This window comes from Vibrio sp. Vb2131 (genome assembly GCF_033338535.1).
GTDB classification, from domain to species: domain Bacteria; phylum Pseudomonadota; class Gammaproteobacteria; order Enterobacterales; family Vibrionaceae; genus Vibrio; species Vibrio alginolyticus.
In genome coordinates this window covers 68,966-87,928 of the sequence record NZ_JAWOSW010000009.1, presented here as the reverse complement: position 1 = coordinate 87,928, position 18,963 = coordinate 68,966, and the positions used below count along the sequence as shown (strand labels likewise).

18 protein-coding genes and 1 other RNA gene are annotated in these 18,963 nt (G+C 43.0%); 13 read left to right on the top strand and 6 right to left on the bottom strand.

The window, feature by feature from the left end:
- Nucleotides 1-224: 224 nt before the first annotated feature.
- Nucleotides 225-821 carry a nucleotide exchange factor GrpE gene (grpE, locus tag R7E38_RS11795; protein ID WP_021034134.1) on the bottom strand — a complete coding sequence of 199 codons (597 nt, stop codon included), beginning with the start codon at nt 819-821 and terminating at the stop codon, nt 225-227.
- Nucleotides 822-967: 146 nt separating this feature from the next.
- Here grpE and nadK point away from each other — a divergent pair, with 146 nt between their 5' ends.
- The 5 genes from nadK to bamE all read left to right on the top strand — a co-directional run bounded on the left by nadK (nt 968) and on the right by bamE (nt 6,245).
- Nucleotides 968-1,852 (top strand): NAD(+) kinase, encoded by an 885-nt coding sequence (gene nadK, locus R7E38_RS11790; RefSeq protein WP_005381631.1) that lies wholly within the window; start codon nt 968-970, stop codon nt 1,850-1,852.
- Nucleotides 1,853-2,117: 265 nt separating this feature from the next.
- The gene (locus R7E38_RS11785) at nt 2,118-3,308 is read left to right on the top strand and encodes a DUF3103 domain-containing protein (RefSeq protein ID WP_226083939.1); all 1,191 of its coding nucleotides are present in this window, start codon (nt 2,118-2,120) and stop codon (nt 3,306-3,308) included.
- A 166-nt stretch (nt 3,309-3,474) separates the two neighbouring features.
- Nucleotides 3,475-5,139 (top strand): DNA repair protein RecN, encoded by a 1,665-nt coding sequence (recN, locus tag R7E38_RS11780; protein ID WP_226083937.1) that lies wholly within the window; start codon nt 3,475-3,477, stop codon nt 5,137-5,139.
- Between the two features lie 21 nt (nt 5,140-5,160).
- Entirely contained in the window at nt 5,161-5,643 is a 483-nt protein-coding gene (locus tag R7E38_RS11775) for a GNAT family N-acetyltransferase (protein WP_005381636.1), read from the top strand.
- A gap of 242 nt (nt 5,644-5,885) precedes the next feature.
- A complete protein-coding gene (bamE, locus tag R7E38_RS11770) occupies nt 5,886-6,245 on the top strand; it encodes an outer membrane protein assembly factor BamE (RefSeq protein ID WP_017820585.1) in 360 nt (119 codons plus the stop codon).
- Nucleotides 6,246-6,346: 101 nt separating this feature from the next.
- Here bamE and R7E38_RS11765 read toward each other — a convergent pair whose 3' ends face one another.
- Nucleotides 6,347-6,706: an RnfH family protein gene (locus tag R7E38_RS11765; protein ID WP_005381640.1), complete on the bottom strand. Its 360-nt coding sequence runs from the start codon at nt 6,704-6,706 to the stop codon at nt 6,347-6,349.
- The gene (locus tag R7E38_RS11760) at nt 6,696-7,139 is read right to left on the bottom strand and encodes an SRPBCC family protein (protein ID WP_005381641.1); all 444 of its coding nucleotides are present in this window, start codon (nt 7,137-7,139) and stop codon (nt 6,696-6,698) included. The genes R7E38_RS11765 and R7E38_RS11760 overlap by 11 nt, the downstream gene beginning before the upstream one ends.
- Nucleotides 7,140-7,258: 119 nt before the next feature.
- Here R7E38_RS11760 and smpB point away from each other — a divergent pair, with 119 nt between their 5' ends.
- From smpB to R7E38_RS11740, 4 genes are all read left to right on the top strand, one after another.
- Nucleotides 7,259-7,744, top strand: coding sequence for an SsrA-binding protein SmpB (gene smpB / locus R7E38_RS11755; RefSeq protein WP_005381642.1), 486 nt, complete (start codon nt 7,259-7,261; stop codon nt 7,742-7,744).
- 66 nt (nt 7,745-7,810) lie between these two features.
- Nucleotides 7,811-8,178: a transfer-messenger RNA gene (ssrA, locus tag R7E38_RS11750) on the top strand.
- A gap of 831 nt (nt 8,179-9,009) precedes the next feature.
- Nucleotides 9,010-9,561, top strand: coding sequence for an Ig-like domain-containing protein (locus tag R7E38_RS11745; RefSeq protein WP_226083928.1), 552 nt, complete (start codon nt 9,010-9,012; stop codon nt 9,559-9,561).
- Nucleotides 9,562-9,564: 3 nt separating this feature from the next.
- Entirely contained in the window at nt 9,565-10,704 is a 1,140-nt protein-coding gene (locus R7E38_RS11740) for a lipase family protein (protein ID WP_005383744.1), read from the top strand.
- A 121-nt stretch (nt 10,705-10,825) separates the two neighbouring features.
- Here R7E38_RS11740 and R7E38_RS11735 read toward each other — a convergent pair whose 3' ends face one another.
- Nucleotides 10,826-11,389 carry a porin family protein gene (locus R7E38_RS11735; RefSeq protein WP_005381668.1) on the bottom strand — a complete coding sequence of 188 codons (564 nt, stop codon included), beginning with the start codon at nt 11,387-11,389 and terminating at the stop codon, nt 10,826-10,828.
- Between the two features lie 399 nt (nt 11,390-11,788).
- On the opposite strand from R7E38_RS11735, the gene R7E38_RS11730 reads away from it, so the two are divergent.
- The 4 genes from R7E38_RS11730 to R7E38_RS11715 all read left to right on the top strand — a co-directional run bounded on the left by R7E38_RS11730 (nt 11,789) and on the right by R7E38_RS11715 (nt 16,666).
- Complete coding sequence (locus R7E38_RS11730) at nt 11,789-12,670, top strand: LysR family transcriptional regulator (protein ID WP_226083927.1); 882 nt, start codon at nt 11,789-11,791, stop codon at nt 12,668-12,670.
- Between the two features lie 120 nt (nt 12,671-12,790).
- Nucleotides 12,791-14,326, top strand: a complete 1,536-nt coding sequence (locus R7E38_RS11725; RefSeq protein ID WP_226083925.1) for a GNAT family N-acetyltransferase — start codon at nt 12,791-12,793, stop codon at nt 14,324-14,326.
- A gap of 204 nt (nt 14,327-14,530) precedes the next feature.
- On the top strand, nt 14,531-15,118 hold the full coding sequence (locus R7E38_RS11720; protein ID WP_226083973.1) for a DedA family protein: 588 nt from the start codon (nt 14,531-14,533) through the stop codon (nt 15,116-15,118).
- Nucleotides 15,119-15,298: 180 nt separating this feature from the next.
- Nucleotides 15,299-16,666 carry a Na+/H+ antiporter NhaC family protein gene (locus R7E38_RS11715; protein WP_017635705.1) on the top strand — a complete coding sequence of 456 codons (1,368 nt, stop codon included), beginning with the start codon at nt 15,299-15,301 and terminating at the stop codon, nt 16,664-16,666.
- A 74-nt stretch (nt 16,667-16,740) separates the two neighbouring features.
- Here R7E38_RS11715 and R7E38_RS11710 read toward each other — a convergent pair whose 3' ends face one another.
- Both R7E38_RS11710 and R7E38_RS11705 read right to left on the bottom strand, forming a co-directional pair.
- A complete protein-coding gene (locus R7E38_RS11710) occupies nt 16,741-17,580 on the bottom strand; it encodes a 3-keto-5-aminohexanoate cleavage protein (protein ID WP_053306537.1) in 840 nt (279 codons plus the stop codon).
- Nucleotides 17,571-18,902 (bottom strand): aspartate aminotransferase family protein, encoded by a 1,332-nt coding sequence (locus tag R7E38_RS11705; RefSeq protein WP_047102134.1) that lies wholly within the window; start codon nt 18,900-18,902, stop codon nt 17,571-17,573. The genes R7E38_RS11710 and R7E38_RS11705 overlap by 10 nt, the downstream gene beginning before the upstream one ends.
- Nucleotides 18,903-18,963 lie beyond the last annotated feature (61 nt).

The window sequence follows — 18,963 nt, the reverse complement described above, 5'->3', positions numbered from 1 at the left end:
GAATAATTACAATCACTTATAGCCCTTTCCGTTAATAAACACGCAGCGAGGTGAGAGAAAATCTCCTATAGGAAAATAATTAACCAATAGGAAAAAACATGAAGGGGATCAAATTTTCATTTATCGATATACAACGAAGTTCGATGCAGTCATTTATGTTTAAAACAAAAAAGCGCCCATCAAAAATGATGGGCGCTTTTATATTTAAAAACAGGTAGTTAAAGTTACTTAGCAACCATTACCATTGCCGGACGAATCACACGACCGTTTAGTTCGTAACCTTTTTGCATAACAAACATAACAGTGTTTGATTCATGATCAGGGCTCTCCTGAATCGACATCGCTTGATGGAACTCTGGATTGAATGCTTCACCCTCAGGGTTGATTGCTTTCAAACCAAATTTCGCTACAACGTCTACAAACGTTTTATGGGTTAGTTCAACGCCTTCTAGGAACGGCTTCACAGTTTCATTCTCTGTATCTGCCGCTTGAATTGCACGCTCTAGGTTATCAATAACAGGAAGCAGCTCTTCTGCAAACTTGTTCAACGCAAACTTACGTGCTTTATCGATCTCTTGCTCAGTGCGACGACGCATGTTTTCTACTTCAGCTTTAGAACGCAACACCGCATCTTGTTGCTCTTTTACTTTTGCCTCGCTAGACAATAGTGCCGCTTCTAGTTGAGCAATCTTAGCGTCTGTCTCATCACCAAGCTCTTCAAGCTCAGCTTCAACTTCTTGTGCTTCAGCTTCTACTTTTTCAGCCTCTTCGATGATTTGATCAAGCTCTTCTTCTGTAACTTTGTTTTCTTCGTTGCTCATGATATCTCCAGAATTCAACATAATGCCCTTAAAGCCATGCGCGTTTTTGCGGGCTTTAACCACATAAAAATTCGCATATTTAGGTGACTTGCCATTATTATGGGGATGAAGATTCCTGATTCAAGCCTCTTTAATGCGGAAATGCTATGAAAAATCCATGTAACGTGATCGCGATTATCGGAAAACCAAGAGATCAACAAGCAATTCAAACTCATAAAGAGTTGTACCAATGGTTGACCTCTGAGGGCTATAAAGTATTCATTGACGATCGCCTTGCCGCAATACTGGATGATATCCCACAGAGTCAGTTTGCTAGCTTAGTTGAACTAGGAAAAAATGCCGATCTAGCCATTGTGGTTGGTGGCGATGGCAACATGCTAGGTGCAGCAAGAATTTTATCCCGATTTGATGTACCAGTTATAGGCGTGAACCGCGGAAATTTGGGCTTCTTAACTGACTTGAACCCAGACGACTTCCAAGCGTCTCTGCAAGCGGTACTCGACGGTGAGTACATTGAAGAGGAGCGTTTTCTTTTAGAGGCGGAAGTACACCGCCACGGACAAATAAAGAGCCATAACGCTGCGCTAAACGAAGCCGTACTTCACCCAGGGCAAATTGCTCATATGATTGAATTTGAAGTGTATATTGATGAAAGCTTCGCCTTCTCTTTACGGGCCGATGGTTTGATTGTCTCCACTCCGACTGGCTCGACGGCATATTCACTTTCTGGCGGCGGCCCAATTCTTTCTCCTAGCTTGAATGCCATTTCACTCGTGCCAATGTTCCCTCATACATTGTCGAGTCGACCTTTGGTGGTTGATGGAAAACGTCGAATTAAATTGGTGGTATCACCAGAAAACCGTGGAACACAAGAAGTTAGCTGTGATGGACAAGTCTCACTTCCAGTTACCCCTGGCGACGAAATTCACATTTATCAAAGTCCAAATGTACTAAAGCTCATCCATCCAAAAGACTACAGCTACTATCACGTCTTACGGAATAAGCTTGGCTGGTCTAGTAAATTGTTCTAACACTTGTTACTCAGGGTAATAACTTCAATAAAAAAGCCAGCAGCTCAATTGCTACTGGCTTTTGGCTTTCTTAGACAAGAAATAGACACAAAGTAGTGAGGCGACACGATATTTGTCATCATTAAAGAGAAGCTTATAAATTTTGATCCTGTGGGCAAACTTTACACAAAAGATAGAAAAGCAAATTCAATGATCTATGTCCGGTGATATTCTCACCATGAATAGAGTATTAACTCTATTTCATACAATCAATAAAGGACATATTATGAAGAAAACCATCATTCTGTCTGTTCTCAGTACATTAGCACTTATTGGCTGCCAATCAGAGGAAACGCAAGTCAACAGTGTATCCAACGCAAAAGCGGAAGATATCACTAAGACGAAGCGTGCCCTAGCTCAACAATTGAGTGAGAATTATGCTGCCATTGAACCCATGCTGAGAAGAGATATTACTCCGCAACAGACTAACGTTTCTGTATCAGCATTTGTTAAGCAAAACCCTAACTCAGAGTTCAGCCGCCAGCTTGTACAAGCTGACACTCAAATTCGTAGCTGGAAAGGTATTTCTGAATACTCAGATCCGTTGTTAGAAGTTCGCTTGGCAAATGAAGCCATGATAACAGCATGGCAAAGTGGCGAGGTCGAGCCATTATTTGCATTTGAACCAAGTGGTGATGATGAGAATTGGCAATACATCGAAGCATTTGATGTTTATGGCAACATCCATCAACTCGATGTTTACCAGCTCCCTGAGGTACCTGTACTTGTCGTTGATAACAATAGCTCTGCAGAGCTAAAAGCAGGCTTGCAAGCTATGCAAGCTGAGATGAAAAAACTCGGTCAACCAGCTTTAGTTCAACCATATATTGCTGATGAACAACGCCAAAATACACCGTTATTGTCAAGTAGCGCAGTGGGCGAAGCGGCTCCAATTCAAACCACGCAGTTGAAAAAGATCCGTCTAGCCGATGACAAAGAACCTTGGATCTCTGGCAAGGCAGAAATCTACGCTATCGTAACGGGCGTCAATCCAAGTCGTGATGAACCTACTCTCGATTTGGTGGAGCTTCCATACTTAGACTACGATAACCAAGATTACTATCCAAATCAGATCATTATTCACTGGTCTCGTTACCGCTGGGGTGCGGCAGACATTGTGCTCATGGAGCAAGATGACGGCACAGACTATAAACAATTGGCAAAACTCCTTGTTCAAGTTGCCGAAGAAGTATTGAAAGCGATTCCAGATCCAGAAGTTCAGGCTTACGCGATTATTCCGCAAATCACGAACAAGATCATCGACACTATCCCCGATGGTGTACTCACGAATGATGATGACTTCGTCGACGTTTACTACACTCTAATGCAAGATACTTCATACGTAGATCACCCAGGTGCAGGTGTGAATGCAGTCGTCACACTAGAACCACTAACGATTAACCCAACTCGTCCGTAACCTGTTCAATTTTAATGAGTCGTTGTAATCACATCGGCTCATTTTTCCCACTTCATCACAAAAAAACAGCCTACAAAGAAAATTTTCCCTACCTGACTTTACTGTATAAGAGAACAGTATATACTGTTCTCTTATACAGTGTTGTTCAGTTATACAGGTAAATAAAATGCTGGCTCATCTAAGTGTTAATAATTTTGCGATTGTTAAGTCTTTACAACTCGAGCTTTCTAAGGGCATGACCACCATTACAGGTGAAACAGGCGCGGGTAAATCCATTGCTATCGATGCTTTAGGGCTCTGCTTAGGCGGACGAGCCGATGCCGGCATGGTGCGACAAGGTGAAGAGAAAACCGAAGTTAGCGCCGCTTTTTTATTGGACAACAACTTACATGCAACACGTTGGTTAGAAGATAACGATCTGCTAGATGGCAGTGAGTGTATTTTGCGTCGTATTATCACAAAAGAAGGCCGCTCAAGAGCCTTCATTAATGGCAGCCCTGTTCCACTATCACAACTCAAATCTCTAGGGCAGCTACTTATCAATATCCATGGGCAGCACGCTCATCATCAATTGATGAAAAGTGAGCACCAAATGGCCATGCTCGACCAATATGCTGGGCATTTAAACCTACTAAAAAGCACACGAAGTGCTTACCAGCATTGGCGTCAGGCGGATAATAACCTCAAGCAGCTAAAAGAAAATAGCCAGCAAAACCAGGCGCAAAAACAGTTGCTTGAATACCAAATCAAAGAACTGAATGAGTTATCGCTAGGTGAAGAAGAATTTGCAGAGCTCGAGCAAGAGCATAAACGACTATCCAACAGTGGTGAACTCGCCACTACCTGTCAGCAAGCCATCGAACTTATTTACGAAGGTGAAGAAGTCAATGCGCTTGGTATTTTGCAATCGGCCAATCACTCCCTAATTCAATTAGCCGAATTAGATGAAAAGCTATCTGAGCTACCTAACATGCTGTCAGAAGCGATGATTCAACTTGAAGAAACGAAGAATGAATTACGCAGCTACTTAGATGGCATCGATGTTGATCCAGCTCGTATGGCTTATGTAGAAGAACGTTTTTCTAAAGTGCTGTCTGTAGCTCGTAAACACCACGTAATGCCAGAAGAACTCTACCAGCATCATCAAGATCTTCTGGCCCAAGTAGAAGCGTTAGATTGCTCCGATGAACGTTTAGATGAACTTGCTCAAGAAGTAGAACACAAGTACCAAAGCTTTCTAACACAAGCAGAAAAACTGCACAAATCACGCAGCCGTTACGCAAAAGAACTGAACAAACTGATCACACAAAGCATGCACGAATTGAGCATGGAGAAAGCAGTATTCAGTATCGAAGTTAGCAATGACAACACGCACCCATCGCCGCTTGGCATGGACAGCGTGTGCTTCTTAGTATCGACCAACCCGGGACAACCATTGCAACTTATAGCAAAAGTTGCGTCAGGCGGTGAGCTATCACGTATCTCTCTAGCTATCCAAGTGATCACCGCTCAGAAAGTAGATACACCAAGTTTAATCTTCGATGAAGTGGACGTAGGTATTAGTGGCCCAACAGCTGCCGTAGTGGGCAAAATGCTACGCAAGCTTGGCGAATCTACTCAAGTATTGTGTGTCACTCACCTCCCTCAAGTTGCCGGATGCGGCCATCAACAAATGTTTGTTGCTAAGCAAACCAAAGCAGGCCAAACCGAAACCCAAATGCACGCATTAGATGAACAACAACGTGTGGCAGAATTAGCTCGCTTACTTGGTGGTAGTCAAATAACCGACTCAACGTTGGCAAACGCAAAAGAACTGCTTATCGCCGCTTAATAAATCAACAAGGGATGAGATATGGATATCAGAGCAATACACAAAACCAACTGCTTAGATCTCATCCCTATTTTTATTGAGTTAGAACATTACTACTTCAAAGAAAAAGCTTCATCAAAACACGATCTGGTCCATTATCTAAAGAGCCAAGTCTTCTCTGAACATTCTGGTGTTAATATCATTGCGGTTTACGATAATGATGACGTCGTAGGCTTTGCATCTTATACCGTCATGTTCCCTGCCCCAAAACTCTCAGGGCAGATGTACTTAAAAGATCTGTTCGTATCTTCGAAGGTTCGAGGAAAAGGGGTTGGTCTCAAGTTAATGAAGTATCTGGCATCTTTGGCGATCAAGTGTGGATGCCAAAGGTTGGACTGGACAGCTGAAAGTAGTAACCCTACCGCAGGTCAGTTTTACCGCTCAATTGGTGCAACACTAATTCATGAAAAAGAGTATTATCGTTTTTCAGGTGATGCATTACGCGAATTCGCCAAAACCGACTAACGAGTCACTAGGCTTTGCTCACCGCTGAAAGCGTCCATCACCCTACTTCCAATTGAAATTTGCTCTTCGTCACCTAACTAATACGTCATGTGGTGACATTTACCGCCTAATATCGGTGAATAAATGCAACTCAACTCAAAATTCGTTGTCAGATTGTCTACCATACGACGCATAGCTTTTTACATCTGCGTCGAGCTTGTTTATTATCAGCGCAGTATTTTAAAGGTTACTAAGAAATTATTATGCAATTAAAGAAGTGGTTAGTTGCCGTACCATTAGCAATGACATTGCTGACAGGATGTTCGGTATTGGAAAGACTGGTTTATCGTATTGATATCAACCAAGGCAACTATGTAGAACAAAGTGCGGTTGATAAATTAAAGTTTGGGATGACTAAAGCACAGGTTCGCTTCGTATTAGGGTCGCCAATGCTTATTGAAAACGGCTATCCAAACACTTGGTATTACATCTATCATCATACTCCTGGCCATGGCGAACCAGTACAGAAAGATCTGATTGTAAACTTTAATGACCAAGGCACACTCGCAGACATCAGTGGTGACTTTCCAAAAAGTGACGCATTTTACGAGCAAATTCAGTAAACTGACTTTTGCAAAAAAACCTCCCGTTTGGGAGGTTTTTTATTACATAGAAATCACGTTAGTCAAACTTTGAGTAACTCACATGAGCTATTGGGTTTATATTAATCCTGCTTATTTTTACGTACAGAACTAGGCTTGCCACCGGTGACTGGGTCTGCACTCCCCTCGGCTTTAGCCTGCTCCGCCCGTTTACGGCGAATCTCTTTCGGATCGGCGAGTAACGGACGATAAATCTCTATTCGATCTCGATCTCGAACGGTCGCATCTAACTTCACGTTACGACTAAACACACCCACTTTGTTCTTGGACAAATCAATTTCAGGGTACAACTCCAATACACCGGATTGTCGAATGATCTCTTCTACCGTTGCGTGATTATTTACCACTAAGTTAAATACACGCTGTTCATGAGGAAGAGCATAGACAACCTCAACGTGAATCATATCTGACTCAATACTCATAACACTCGTAGACCTGTTTTGCGCGTTTAGTAAATGCATTTACCATATTACTAGTAAGCTCGTTAAAAATCTTACCGAAGGCCATCTCAATCATTTTACTTGAGAATTCAAACTCAAGCTTTAGTTCAACCTTGCAAGCTTGCTCATCTAGCGCGGTAAAAATCCAACCACCACGCAACGTCTTAAACGGGCCATCCACCAAGTTCATCATAATTGCCTGACCGGGGATCAACTCATTTGAAGTCGTAAACGTTTTGCTGATTCCAGCCTTCGCCACATCGACAGAAGCCACCATACCATTCCCCGAAGACTCAATGATTCTAGAGCCCGAGCAACCAGGCAGAAATTCAGGGTATTTAGCAACATCATTAACCAGATTGAACATCTGTTCGGCGCTAAAAGACACAAGCGCAGAACGGCTGACTTGCTTCATACATACTCCTATCGATACATGTACAGATTTAAAGCTACTCGCCAATTTTACTTTTATTCCACGATTGCGCAAATAAAAGGATTTCCTATCCGATATCCAACCCGTATAATGACGCTATTATGGCAAAGAAAAAAACGAAACAAAAAGCGGGTAGCAATACTATCGCGCTGAATAAAAAAGCTCGCCACGAGTATTTCATCGATGATGAAATCGAAGCTGGCTTGGAGCTCCAAGGTTGGGAAGTGAAAGCCCTTCGCCAAGGTAAAGCCAATATTTCTGAAAGTTACGTATTTATGCGTGACGGTGAAGCCTTTGTGAGTGGCATGACAATCACTCCTTTAAACCAGGCATCGACACACGTTGTGGCGAACCCTACACGTGTGCGTAAACTACTAATGAGTCGTCGTGAGCTGGATAACCTATTCGGACGTGTAAACCGTGAAGGTATGACATTAACGGCCCTCTCACTGTACTGGTCTCGCTCTTGGGTGAAACTAAAAATTGGCGTAGCAAAAGGCAAAAAGCTGCACGATAAACGTACGGATCTAAAAGAAAAAGACTGGGCAAGAGAAAAAGCACGCGTAATGAAGAGCGCGCTGCGTTAATCTTGACCACTTAAACGCATAGTACTGGACAGCCAATGCTTTTCTGTTACTATGCGAATATTACCTGGGGCTGATTTAGGATTCGACGGGAATTCAGAAGTCTGAGGTGCATGCCGAGGTGCGGTAGGCCTCGTTAACAAACCGCAAAAAAATAGTCGCAAACGACGAAAACTACGCACTAGCAGCTTAATAACCTGCTAAGAGCTCTCTCGCCCTAGCTTCCGCACGTAAGACGGGGAATAACGAGGGATCAAACCCAAACGCGCTAGCCCGGATTCTCCCGCCTGAGAGATGAACGGCGAATTTTAATTCAGGCTAGTCATTCATTAGCGTGTCGGTTCGCAGGTGGATGGCGAAATTAAAGATCGACTAAGCATGTAGTACCGATGATGAACGGTTTTCGGACGCGGGTTCAACTCCCGCCAGCTCCACCAAACGTTTGGAAAAGGCCACCCTCGGGTGGCCTTTTTTGTATCAACAACCCACTATCCACTATCCACTATCCACATTGTCTTCTTTTCTCACGCACTCATGCTACCTGATAACTTTTCACGAGCATTACTGCATAACTCTGAACGTACACCGATTTAAAAACTCGTTGAGTATTAAGTAACAGGCGATACGCTCATAAATACACCACCAAAAACACATGGAAGTTCAGAAGAACTCATTCAAGGACAAAAGTGTGTACTATATGCTCTTCGATTTAAAGTGTTCTAAGTTTTTGGGGTATCAACAACTACGAGTGCTAAATCTAAGTTATAGAATTATGATGGGTTAAAGTTGAACAATTTGGGTTTATCACTAACCATCAAAAGATACTCAATAAGCCTTTTCTTTTGTTCTTGGTTATCACAATTGGCGGAAAAATAAATTATCAAGTCAATCTAGCATTACGATGTAAAGTAATAAAAACACCTCTTGATCAAGCGACTAATTAACTATTTTCAATACGATTTCATTGTCTGAAACCTAGTATTTATAGAGCTCTTTCCCATTCGATAGCTCTCGTTTATTTTGCTTCCACATTACCTGATGAAAGCCTAAAAAATCCAATACAATATAACTACCTAAGGTTAGCGTAGACTGAGTATTCCAGATTTAAACTTTATTAATGCTAATAAAAATCGGTCAAGTAGATAAACATAAATCTAAAAATGTAATTTTCAAATTCACAAGTTACAAGGGCAATGCAGTACGAATCACATAGTTAGCATTAAATATTGTAAAAACACACAATACATATACATTTATAGATTTTTAAAATGAAAAAAGTCGATGTGAGAAATTACTTAGTTGGATTTATTACAATCATATTGTTGAGCATTAATATGAGTTTTGGAGAGAGTATATTGAATAGCGATAAAGTTAACCAATACACACCACAAATCAATGGTGTGCTAACAAAAAAAGGGAAGCCGATTAATAACCAAAAGGTTAGTCTTAGTATTGGTTTAAGCGCTTCAGGAAAATCAATAGACTTATCAACATTTACTAACAGCAATGGTCGGTTTGAATTTTCTCCTGTGTATGAGAACAAAGAGAGCGTTAAGATCCCGCTTATTGAACATTATGTAACTATTGTTTTAACCACAGAACTAGATATTGATGAAAGCGTTATTATTTGGGAAGGTTCGTTCGATGGCTATGAAATAGAGGATTACGTAAAAAACAATATGGCTAATCTAGTCTGTGATGCAGCAAACCCTCTTAAGTACTTTGCTTTTTCAATTGATGATGACGAAAACGATGACTACTACGTAAATAGTCAATGTGATTTATTTGGATATATTGACTCTGACTTATATGGAAATTAAAGAATGCAATCACTCTCACCAAAACTATCATCTAGAATCGCAGAAATCCCTTATTCTGTATTCGCAACTAATGTTCGTAACGTTAGTGGTTATATAGCAAAGTTTTTTACATTTGATCTAAGGAATGATGTCAAAAAAGGAACGACAAGTGGCTTTATGGGATTTGGTGGAATGACATCAGATTTTGTAGCGATAGGTCGAGGTAAGGGCGAGTTTGCCGATACTTTGGTATTTTCCTTCCGTGGCACTCAAGTAAACATCGGCGACATTATGACCGATGGAAACATTGGGATATCAGGTACCTCATCCGGTTACAGGGTACATGCAGGTTTTGTAAATCTCTTCAATACGATAAAGCCACAACTTGCAGCATACATCGCTGGTTATTCGAAAAAGAACATGAAAGCACCGAAGGCAATACACTGTGTAGGTCATAGTTTAGGTGGTGCTCTTGCTTCATTAGCGGCAGATTGGGTGAAGAGTCAGTACGGCTATAGCGTACACCTATATACTTTTGGCGCACCAAAAGTTGGCTTTAAACCATACGCAAGAAGGGAGTTAGATTCTTCCTATCGCTGCACTCATGGCGCAGATCCAGTTCCTATGTCTCCTCTTTGGCCATTTACTCACGGTGGTATTGAGTATCGGCTAGATGGAAGTTCTGGCATCTACTTCTGCGCTCATGGACTAGGAAAAAAATCTGTTCCGGGTTATGTCAATACCGCTACAAGTAATGAGTGGTCGGCACTACAACCCAAATCTCAAGCTTACCTAGAACGCAACGTATTTCTTGACTTCAACAATAGATATAATGCTCGGATGACTGATGGTTGGGTAAGTAAAATAGTCTCTTCAATTTTGACCTTATTAAGAATTTCAGGTCTGGGTCATATAATACAACAAATAGCAACTGTAGGCCTTACTGCTTGGGATCAACTAGCTAAAGCTATGGCGTACATCTCAAAACTAAAAAACGAGTATACAGAACACGTTCGCGGTATTTTAGGTCACATGAATGTAATGTCAGGTAGCGCAGCGATCGACCTATCGAGTATTACTTATAGAGTGATAAAACTTTGTTTTTCGAGACTAGTAAGAAGGTTAGATAGTCATGTTAGAAATGCTCTAAATATAGTAGAGTGACAGTAAAAGGCACGAACAATTATTCTAAAAAACGCTCTATTATCCTCAACTAGATTGAGTTCAGAAAAAGCGAAGCTATTTAGGCTTCGCTTTTTATTAGGGCTTAGAGTTGTTAACAATATTAAAATCTATATTCCACACCTAGTGATGCTTGGTTAAAGTCTGTTTCCGTGTTTGCACCGTTCGCGACATTCTCCGCATTGAGTTCTACGTCGTACCACATGTATTCTGCGTTAACTAAGAAGTTATCAGTAACTTTAAAACCAACACCGGCACCAGCGAATACACCTTCATCATCTTTGTTGCCTTGGAAGCCCGCAACGTTGTAATCCGTCGAGTACCACATTTGACCGCCTTTTGCGTAAAGGTCGACACGATCAGCAATAGGGGCTGTAACTTTTAGTGCTGCGGTGTAACCGTCCGTTTCGGCATTTGCTAGGTTATTACCATAGCTACCGAAATCAATGTAACCACCTTCCAACGCTAAGTAAGGATTAAAACGGTAACCAACTAAACCTTGAATAACATCGCTGTCATCATCAAAGTCATCTTGTCCATCAACTTTTAAGTAACCGTAGTTGGCGCCAACATATACACCATGATCGTTGGAGTCCGCAGCATGTGATAAAGTACTAAACGTTGCTAAAGAAAAAAGGCTAATCAAAGTAACAACATTGCTTTTCATTTCGTTCTCCTAATATAAGCTCCATTGAAGGTTCGAATAGTAAAGAGCAAATGCAATGCCAACTTTAAATTAATGAAAAATATATTTAATTTTATAGAATACTGACAATCCTCTAAAGAACGCCGAACAAAAACAGAAAAAAAGATCTGTCTGTTTACTTTATATAAACAATACTAAATTGAGGTTAATCGATGATGTGAAAAAGATTCTTGTTAATTTGTAGATTTTTCAAAGAAATTAAATAAACATCTAAAATACTCTTGTAGATTAATCAGTCAAAAAAACGCTTAGCTAGTTTTTATAAGAAAGGAAGCTAATCACACATACGTTGCATCTTACTTTGCTTCAAGCCGTGAATATTCTACTCTTTGCCTAAGCAGAGTTTAATGGAACAGAAGTATGTTAAAAGGCAGTGAATACCCTTCTATTCGAGCATTAAGGACGTTTGTCGCGGTCTCTAATTACCTCAGTTTCTCTAAAGCAGCGGATGCCCTATGTATTACGCAAAGCGCAGTAAGCAAACAAATCGCATCGCTGGAGCAATTGGTGGGTTTACCTTTAATACAAAGAGGGGCGAGTGGTATTGAGTTAACCGAAGAGGGCAAGCGTTATCTGCCGCAAGTCACAGAAGCTTTGGAGCTTATTCAGCATGCAACTGCCAACTTAATCCAGTCAGATTCAAAGCAAGAATTACTCACCGTGGACGTAACCCCTTCTTTTGCCAGCCTTTGGTTGATACCTAATATTGATGACTTCCACCAGCAACATCCTAACATCCGAGTAAGAGTCTGTACCGGGGATGGGAACGTCAAAGATTCGAGCAACGAAAGTGACTTACATATTCGCTGCCTTCCATTATCCACACATTATGAATACAGCAACTTACTGTGCGAAGAAACATTGTTATTAGTCGGTTGCACAAATGCTCCTGCAATTGAGAGTGTGCACGCTGTTAGCAATTATCCTTTTATACCTCAAATCACTCGCCCTCAGCTATGGGAGCAATTTAAAGCTGTCTACACTGTAGAATCTCCCGTTACCTATCAACCTGTAGGCGTCGAACATTTTTACCTAGCTTGCGAAGCTGTCAGAATGGGAAAAGGGCTCGCCTTGCTTCCCGATTTTATGGCGCAGTATTCGATTTTAAGAGGGGACATTCAGCATGTTCTCAACCTCTCTTTACAGAGCGGTTATGGTTATTACGTGATGATTCCAAATTATCGACTTTCAGCTAAAAAAGTAGTGGCATTTCACGAATGGCTGAAGAGCAAGCTAAGTTAATGTTGTTTCTTTAAACTCGTTTAGGTAAACCAAAACAACTCAAAGACTTCGGTATCTGTCTGCTCAAATTTATGGCATTCTCATCCATACTATTTAAAAAGGATAAATGGATAGTAGGATATGGACAGCAACACGCCAAGACTCTCTTTACGCACCATTGAGCCGGCCGATTACCCAGAGCTCGCGGAATTAATGGACCTTGTTTTTCCTGATGTTGGTGGCTCATGGCCACGCCTGACCATCATGGATCTTATTCATCAGTTTCCTGATGGACAAATCTGTATTGAGGATAACGGAAAAATTGTCGGCGCAGCGCTAACAATCAAAGTGGACTACAACCGATTTTCACTTCCTCACCTGTACACCGACATCATCACCGAGAACAACGTCATCCAAAACCAAGTGACCGGTGACGCCATGTATGGTCTCGATGTATTTGTCCACCCGGACTATCGAGGGCTACGTTTAGGTCGACGTTTGTATGATGCGCGTAAAGAGCTTTGCCGTAGTAAGAACTTCAAAGCAATTTTAGCCGGTGGTCGCATTCCTAATTACCACCAATACGCAGATGAACTGAGCGTTGCAGAGTACATCGACAAAATAAAACGCCGTGAGCTTCACGATCCTATTTTGTCTTTTCAGCTTGCAAACGACTTCGATGTAAAACGTATTATGCGCGGTTACTTGCCAGAGGATAGTGCTTCTAAAGGCTACGCAACTCTGCTGGAGTGGGATAACTTCTTCTACGAAGAGGATATTCAATCCGTACATGATGTAGAAAAAACGCTGATTCGTATTGGTGTTGTGCAGTGGCAAATGCGCGCCATGAATGACTTAGAGGACTTGCTCGATCAGGCTGAGTTCTTCATTTCTTCTCTTGCGAACTACAAAGCCGATTTCGCCCTATTCCCTGAATTCTTTAACGCGCCGCTGATGGGCTTGCAAAACGACCAAAATTCCGTCGAAGCAATTCGCTTTTTGGCTAGCTTTACAGAAGAGATCAAAAACCGCTTCTCGCAGATGGCAGTCACCTACAACATCAACATTATTGCTGGCAGTATGCCCGTCATCGAAGATGGCAAGTTGTATAATGTGGCCTACTTACTGCAAAGAGATGGTGAAATAAACGCTCAATATAAGATTCACATCACGCCCCATGAGCAAAAAGACTGGGTGATCGACGGTGGTGACAATGTTCAGGTGTTCGAAACCGATGCAGGCAAAGTCGGCATACTGATTTGTTATGACAGCGAGTTCCCAGAGTTGGGAAGAATGCTCGCCGAGCAAGGCGCACAAATTGTGTTCGTTCCTTTCTGGACAGACACAAAAAATGGCTACCAACGAGTACGAATCTGTTCCCAATCACGAGCCATCGAAAACGAATGCTACGTTGCAATTGGGGGCAGTGTCGGCAACTTACCTCGTGTTGATAATGTCGATATCCAGTACGCACAATCTGCCGTATTCTCACCGTCGGATATCTATTTCCCACACGATGCGACCTTGACAGAAGCAAGCGCCAACACCGAAATGATAATCTTCGCTGATGTTGATTTGACTAAGTTGAAACAGCTTAATACCGAAGGCTCTGTCACCAACTTACGTCATCGCCGCCTTGATTTGTATGGCGCATTCACCAAAGCCAAAGAGTCATAAGGTTCTCCCTAGTTCGCCGCTACCAAAGAGCGTGGCGGCGAGTAAAGCCAGCTGCAGGTTGATTCTGCGCAATTATCAGAGGCATGTCAGTTTTTCTCAACGGTGAGAAACAAGAATTGACCCAATAGGACATTCGGAGTATCACTCCAACTTCGTTCCGCTTTTATTAGGGGAAAGCTTTTGGAACATATTAACGAACTTCTCATGTCAATGAAGCCTTTGCTTGAGCAATACGGCTACGTTGCGCTGATTGTCAGTATATTTCTAGAAGGGATAGGTATCCCGATGCCTGGTCAATCACTGATGATCGCGGCATCTTTGCTCTCGTCAGAACAAGTCATGAACCTAAGTATGGTAATGATGGTATCGTGGCTGAGCTGCTTTTTTGGTAATACCTGTGGCTACTTAATCGGTTATTACTTTGAGGGGTGGTTAGATAAAAAAGGCTACATTTCCAGCCCGAAGATGCAAACGCTTCAATTGACTATCCAGAAATACGGCCCTACGTGCTTGGTGGTCAGCCGCTTTATTGAAGGAATGAAGCAATTTATGCCTCTTGCATGCGGTATCGCGAAAATGCCACGTAGAGAGTTTTTGCTCGGTAACGCCCTCGCGGCGACGGTTTGGGTATTGGTATTCAGCTTGTTAACTCACTTTGCATTTGAACATTTAAGCGTGTTGAGCAACCTGTACACCGAATACAAATATCTGGTATGGGCATTTGCTGCTGTCTTATTTACGTGGATGGTTTTAGGTATTGTTAAACGCAAAAAAGCCAAATCAATGCAATAACGACAGTCTCTTCATTAGCGCATAACTAAAGCTCGTGGTATCAGTGAGATACGCAACACGAGCTTTTATCTTTTTCTTTACGTGCAAAATTTAAACAGCCATTTAGACGTCTAGACGTTGACAATGTAGAAATGTGATATTAGTCTGCTCTTCTCTCTTATCATTAACATTGTCGTTTACATGTCCGGTTCCCAACAAACTACTAAAACAGTTGCACCGTCTGCGGTCGCACTGATCCCATTAATTGTATTCCTTGCACTATTTATTGGCGTAGGCACTTACTTATCTTTGCAAGGCGTGGAATTTGCCTTCTACCAGCTGCCTGCACCCATCGCGGTATTACCAGCCATCATCATTGCGTTTCTTTTAAGTAAAGAGAAACTTAACCGCTCAATCGAACACTTCATGCGTGGTGTTGGCCACCCAGACATCATCGCAATGTGTATGATCTATCTGCTTGCAGGTGCCTTTGCTGCGGTAGCAAAAGCCTCTGGTGGTGTTGATGCAACAGTGAACCTTGGTTTATCCGCTATTCCAACCAGCATGATTTTACCGGGCATTTTTCTGATTTCTGCTTTTATCGCAACAGCAATGGGGACTTCGATGGGTACCATCGCAGCCGTTGCCCCCGTAGCGTTGGGGATTGCTGAATCAGCAGGAATGAGCTTACCGTTAACCGCAGGCGTTGTGCTGAGCGGCGCTATGTTTGGTGATAACCTTTCTATCATCTCTGACACCACCATCGCGGCGACACGCTCTCAAGGTTGTGAGATGAAAGACAAGTTTAAAGAGAACATTCGTATTGCTTTACCTGCGGCGTTGATCGCGATTGCAGTGTTCGCTTTCAACAGTACCGCGACTCAAGTGCCTGAAACTGGCGATATTGAGTGGCTAAAAGTCTTGCCGTACATCACTATTTTGATCCTAGCGGTATCTGGTGTGAATGTGTTTGTGGTTCTGTCGATTGGCATTCTTTTGGCTGGCGGCGTGAGCTTGGCATCGATTGACAATTACGGACTAACTAATCTAGCCCAAGACGTATACAAAGGCTTTGGTAACATGCAAGAGATCTTCTTGTTATCCATGCTGATTGGTGGTTTGAGTGAACTGATGCGTCGCCAAGGTGGTCTTGCTTTTCTAACAAATTTCGTTAGTAGCCTTATCCACGCGTTTGGCTCTAGTCACTCTAAGCATGCGAACAGTCGTGCAAGCGAGCTAGGTATTGCAGGTTTGGTATCAATGGTCAATGGCTGTACGGCAAACAACACCGTAGCCATCATTGTATCGGGCAGCGTTGCTCGCCAACTGGCGGAAGAGAATAATGTCTCTCCTCGCCGCTCAGCAAGCTTGTTAGACATTTTCTCATGCGTGGTGCAAGGCGTGTTGCCTTACGGTGCTCAAGTACTGCTGCTAGGTTCCGTATTCAACCTATCGCCACTTGAAGTAGTTGCCAATTCTTACTACTGTTTTGCATTAGCGATAGCGGCTGTTGTCGCGGTGTTTATCAAACATCCCGCTCGTCAACCTGTAGCGCAAACTGAGAACTAACGACAAATACCGAAAAGGCTCCGATGGAGCCTTTTTACTTTCCTTTCTTCTTTTTTTCTTTTCCGCGAGCAGATTTACTTCAAAGCTGAACGCAAACTTTGCGCACTGTGTAAAGGAATAGCAAAGCGATGCGCCACATCGCGTAGAGCTTCCACCTGAGCCGCGTTACTGATTGCTAATTCGCCTGCCACATCGACGTGGTTATTCTCAAACCCCACTCTCACATCGAATCCAAGTAACATCGCACTCGCTAAACAGTCTTGCTCTCGCGCGCCAAAAGCACAAATGGCACATCGAATTTCTTCCTCGACAAAACGCGCCAAATTCAAACCTCGTAAATCCCATGGCGAAGACTGTTGAGCTTGGTGATAACGCCCTAACACCACTAATGCATGCTGATGCGTTTTAGGTAACACGCCCGCATCACGCAGTTGGAAATAACGTTCAATGTCGGTTGCATCGTAGAGAATAATTTGGCTCACGATGTTGTGTTCTGCCACCCAATGGAAAAAGGCATGCCCTTCTTTCTCACTTGCGCGATCAGGGATTAACTCCCTCAATGCAAAAGAAGCCGCTTCTGGTTTCACAGCTTTAACTAACGCCATCTGTTGTGGCGGAGAATACAAGCCCACCGCCTCTGTGGTGAGCTGTACCATCATGTTTTGTCCCACCGCTTCTTTCACGGCATGGTAAATTGCCATGTTGTCGTCGATGTCTAATGAATGACGTCCGTTGGCGTCTCTAGCATGTAAATGGATCATGGCAGCCCCTGCCGTTTGACAAGCGATAGCCTCTGCAACCAGTTCGTCTTTTGTCATGGGTAAGCTGGCGTGATCGTGCTTAGTTTTTCTTGCACCGTTTGGGGCCACGATAATAGCGATAGGCTCTCGTATACATCGATTTTCTAATTCCATTCCTTCGCTACCTCTTTTAGCGTTAATGAGAGTTTGCCAACTAGCTCATCAATATGGTGAGGCTGAATAATGAATGGCGGCGCAAGCAAGATATGGTGCCCATTAACGCCATCAATCGTTCCGCCCATTGGATAGCACATTAAGCCATTTTCCATTGCTCGCTGTTTGATGTGTTTGTCTGCCAATGTGGCTTTACTCAGAGGCGCCTTGCTTTCTTGATCCGCCACCAGCTCAATGCCAAAAAACAAACCTTTACCACGAATGTCGCCAATGTACGGTAAATGGGCCAATGCAGAAGTAAGCTCATTACGCAGCAAAGCACTTTGCCGATTCACCGCCGTTAACAAATTATCTTGGAAGATGGTTTGAATGGTCGCCACGGCAGCAGCGCACGCCACAGGGTGCGCCATAAAAGTATGACCATGTTGGAAAAAACCGCTTCCATCAGCAATAGCTTGATAGACTCGATCATTCGCAACCACCGCGCCAATAGGTTGATAACCCGCACCAAGCCCTTTAGCCATACACACCAGATCGGGTTCTGCCTCTTCTTGCTCAAACGCAAAAAAACTGCCACTGCGTCCAACGCCACACATGACTTCATCCAAGATCAATAACACATCGTACTGGTCGCATATTTCGCGAATACGCTTGAAGTAACCTTGTGTGGCAGGCACAGCTCCAGCGGTGGCTCCCACAATGGGCTCAGCGACAAAAGCCATGACATTATCAGCCCCCAACTCAAGAATTTTTGCCTCTAGCTCATTCGCCGCTCGCAATGAGTAATCCAATTCCGACTCATGACTCTGCTGATAACGATAAGCATAGCAAGGGGCGATATGATGGCTCGGGTGTAAGATGGGTTTGAACGGTTCACGTCGCCATTCATTACCTCCGACAGCCAGAGCCCCCAAGGTATTACCGTGATAACTTTGCTGACGCGCGATGAATTGCTTTTTTTCTGGCTTACCTGATTCCACGAAATACTGCCGCGCCATTTTTAGTGCCGACTCCACCGCTTCTGATCCTCCACTGACTAAATACACATGGTTGAACTGTTCAGGCATGTGCTGACAAACCAATTCTGCTAGGCGCTCACTGTTATCACTAGTAAAAAATCCAGTATGAGCAAACGGCACTCGCTCGATCTGTTCCAACATCGCTTTTTTAACGGCTTGATGACTGTGGCCAAGGTTTGATACCGCAGCCCCACCACAAGCATCGAGATACTGCTTTCCATGCTTATCGAATAGATAAACACCTTCACCTCTATCGATGATTGGCAGCGTGGCATGGCAGTGACGGTGAAATACGTAAGACATTTGAGTCCCTTCCAATGTGTAATACATGCACACATCATCAGGAACAAACCCAAACGTGACA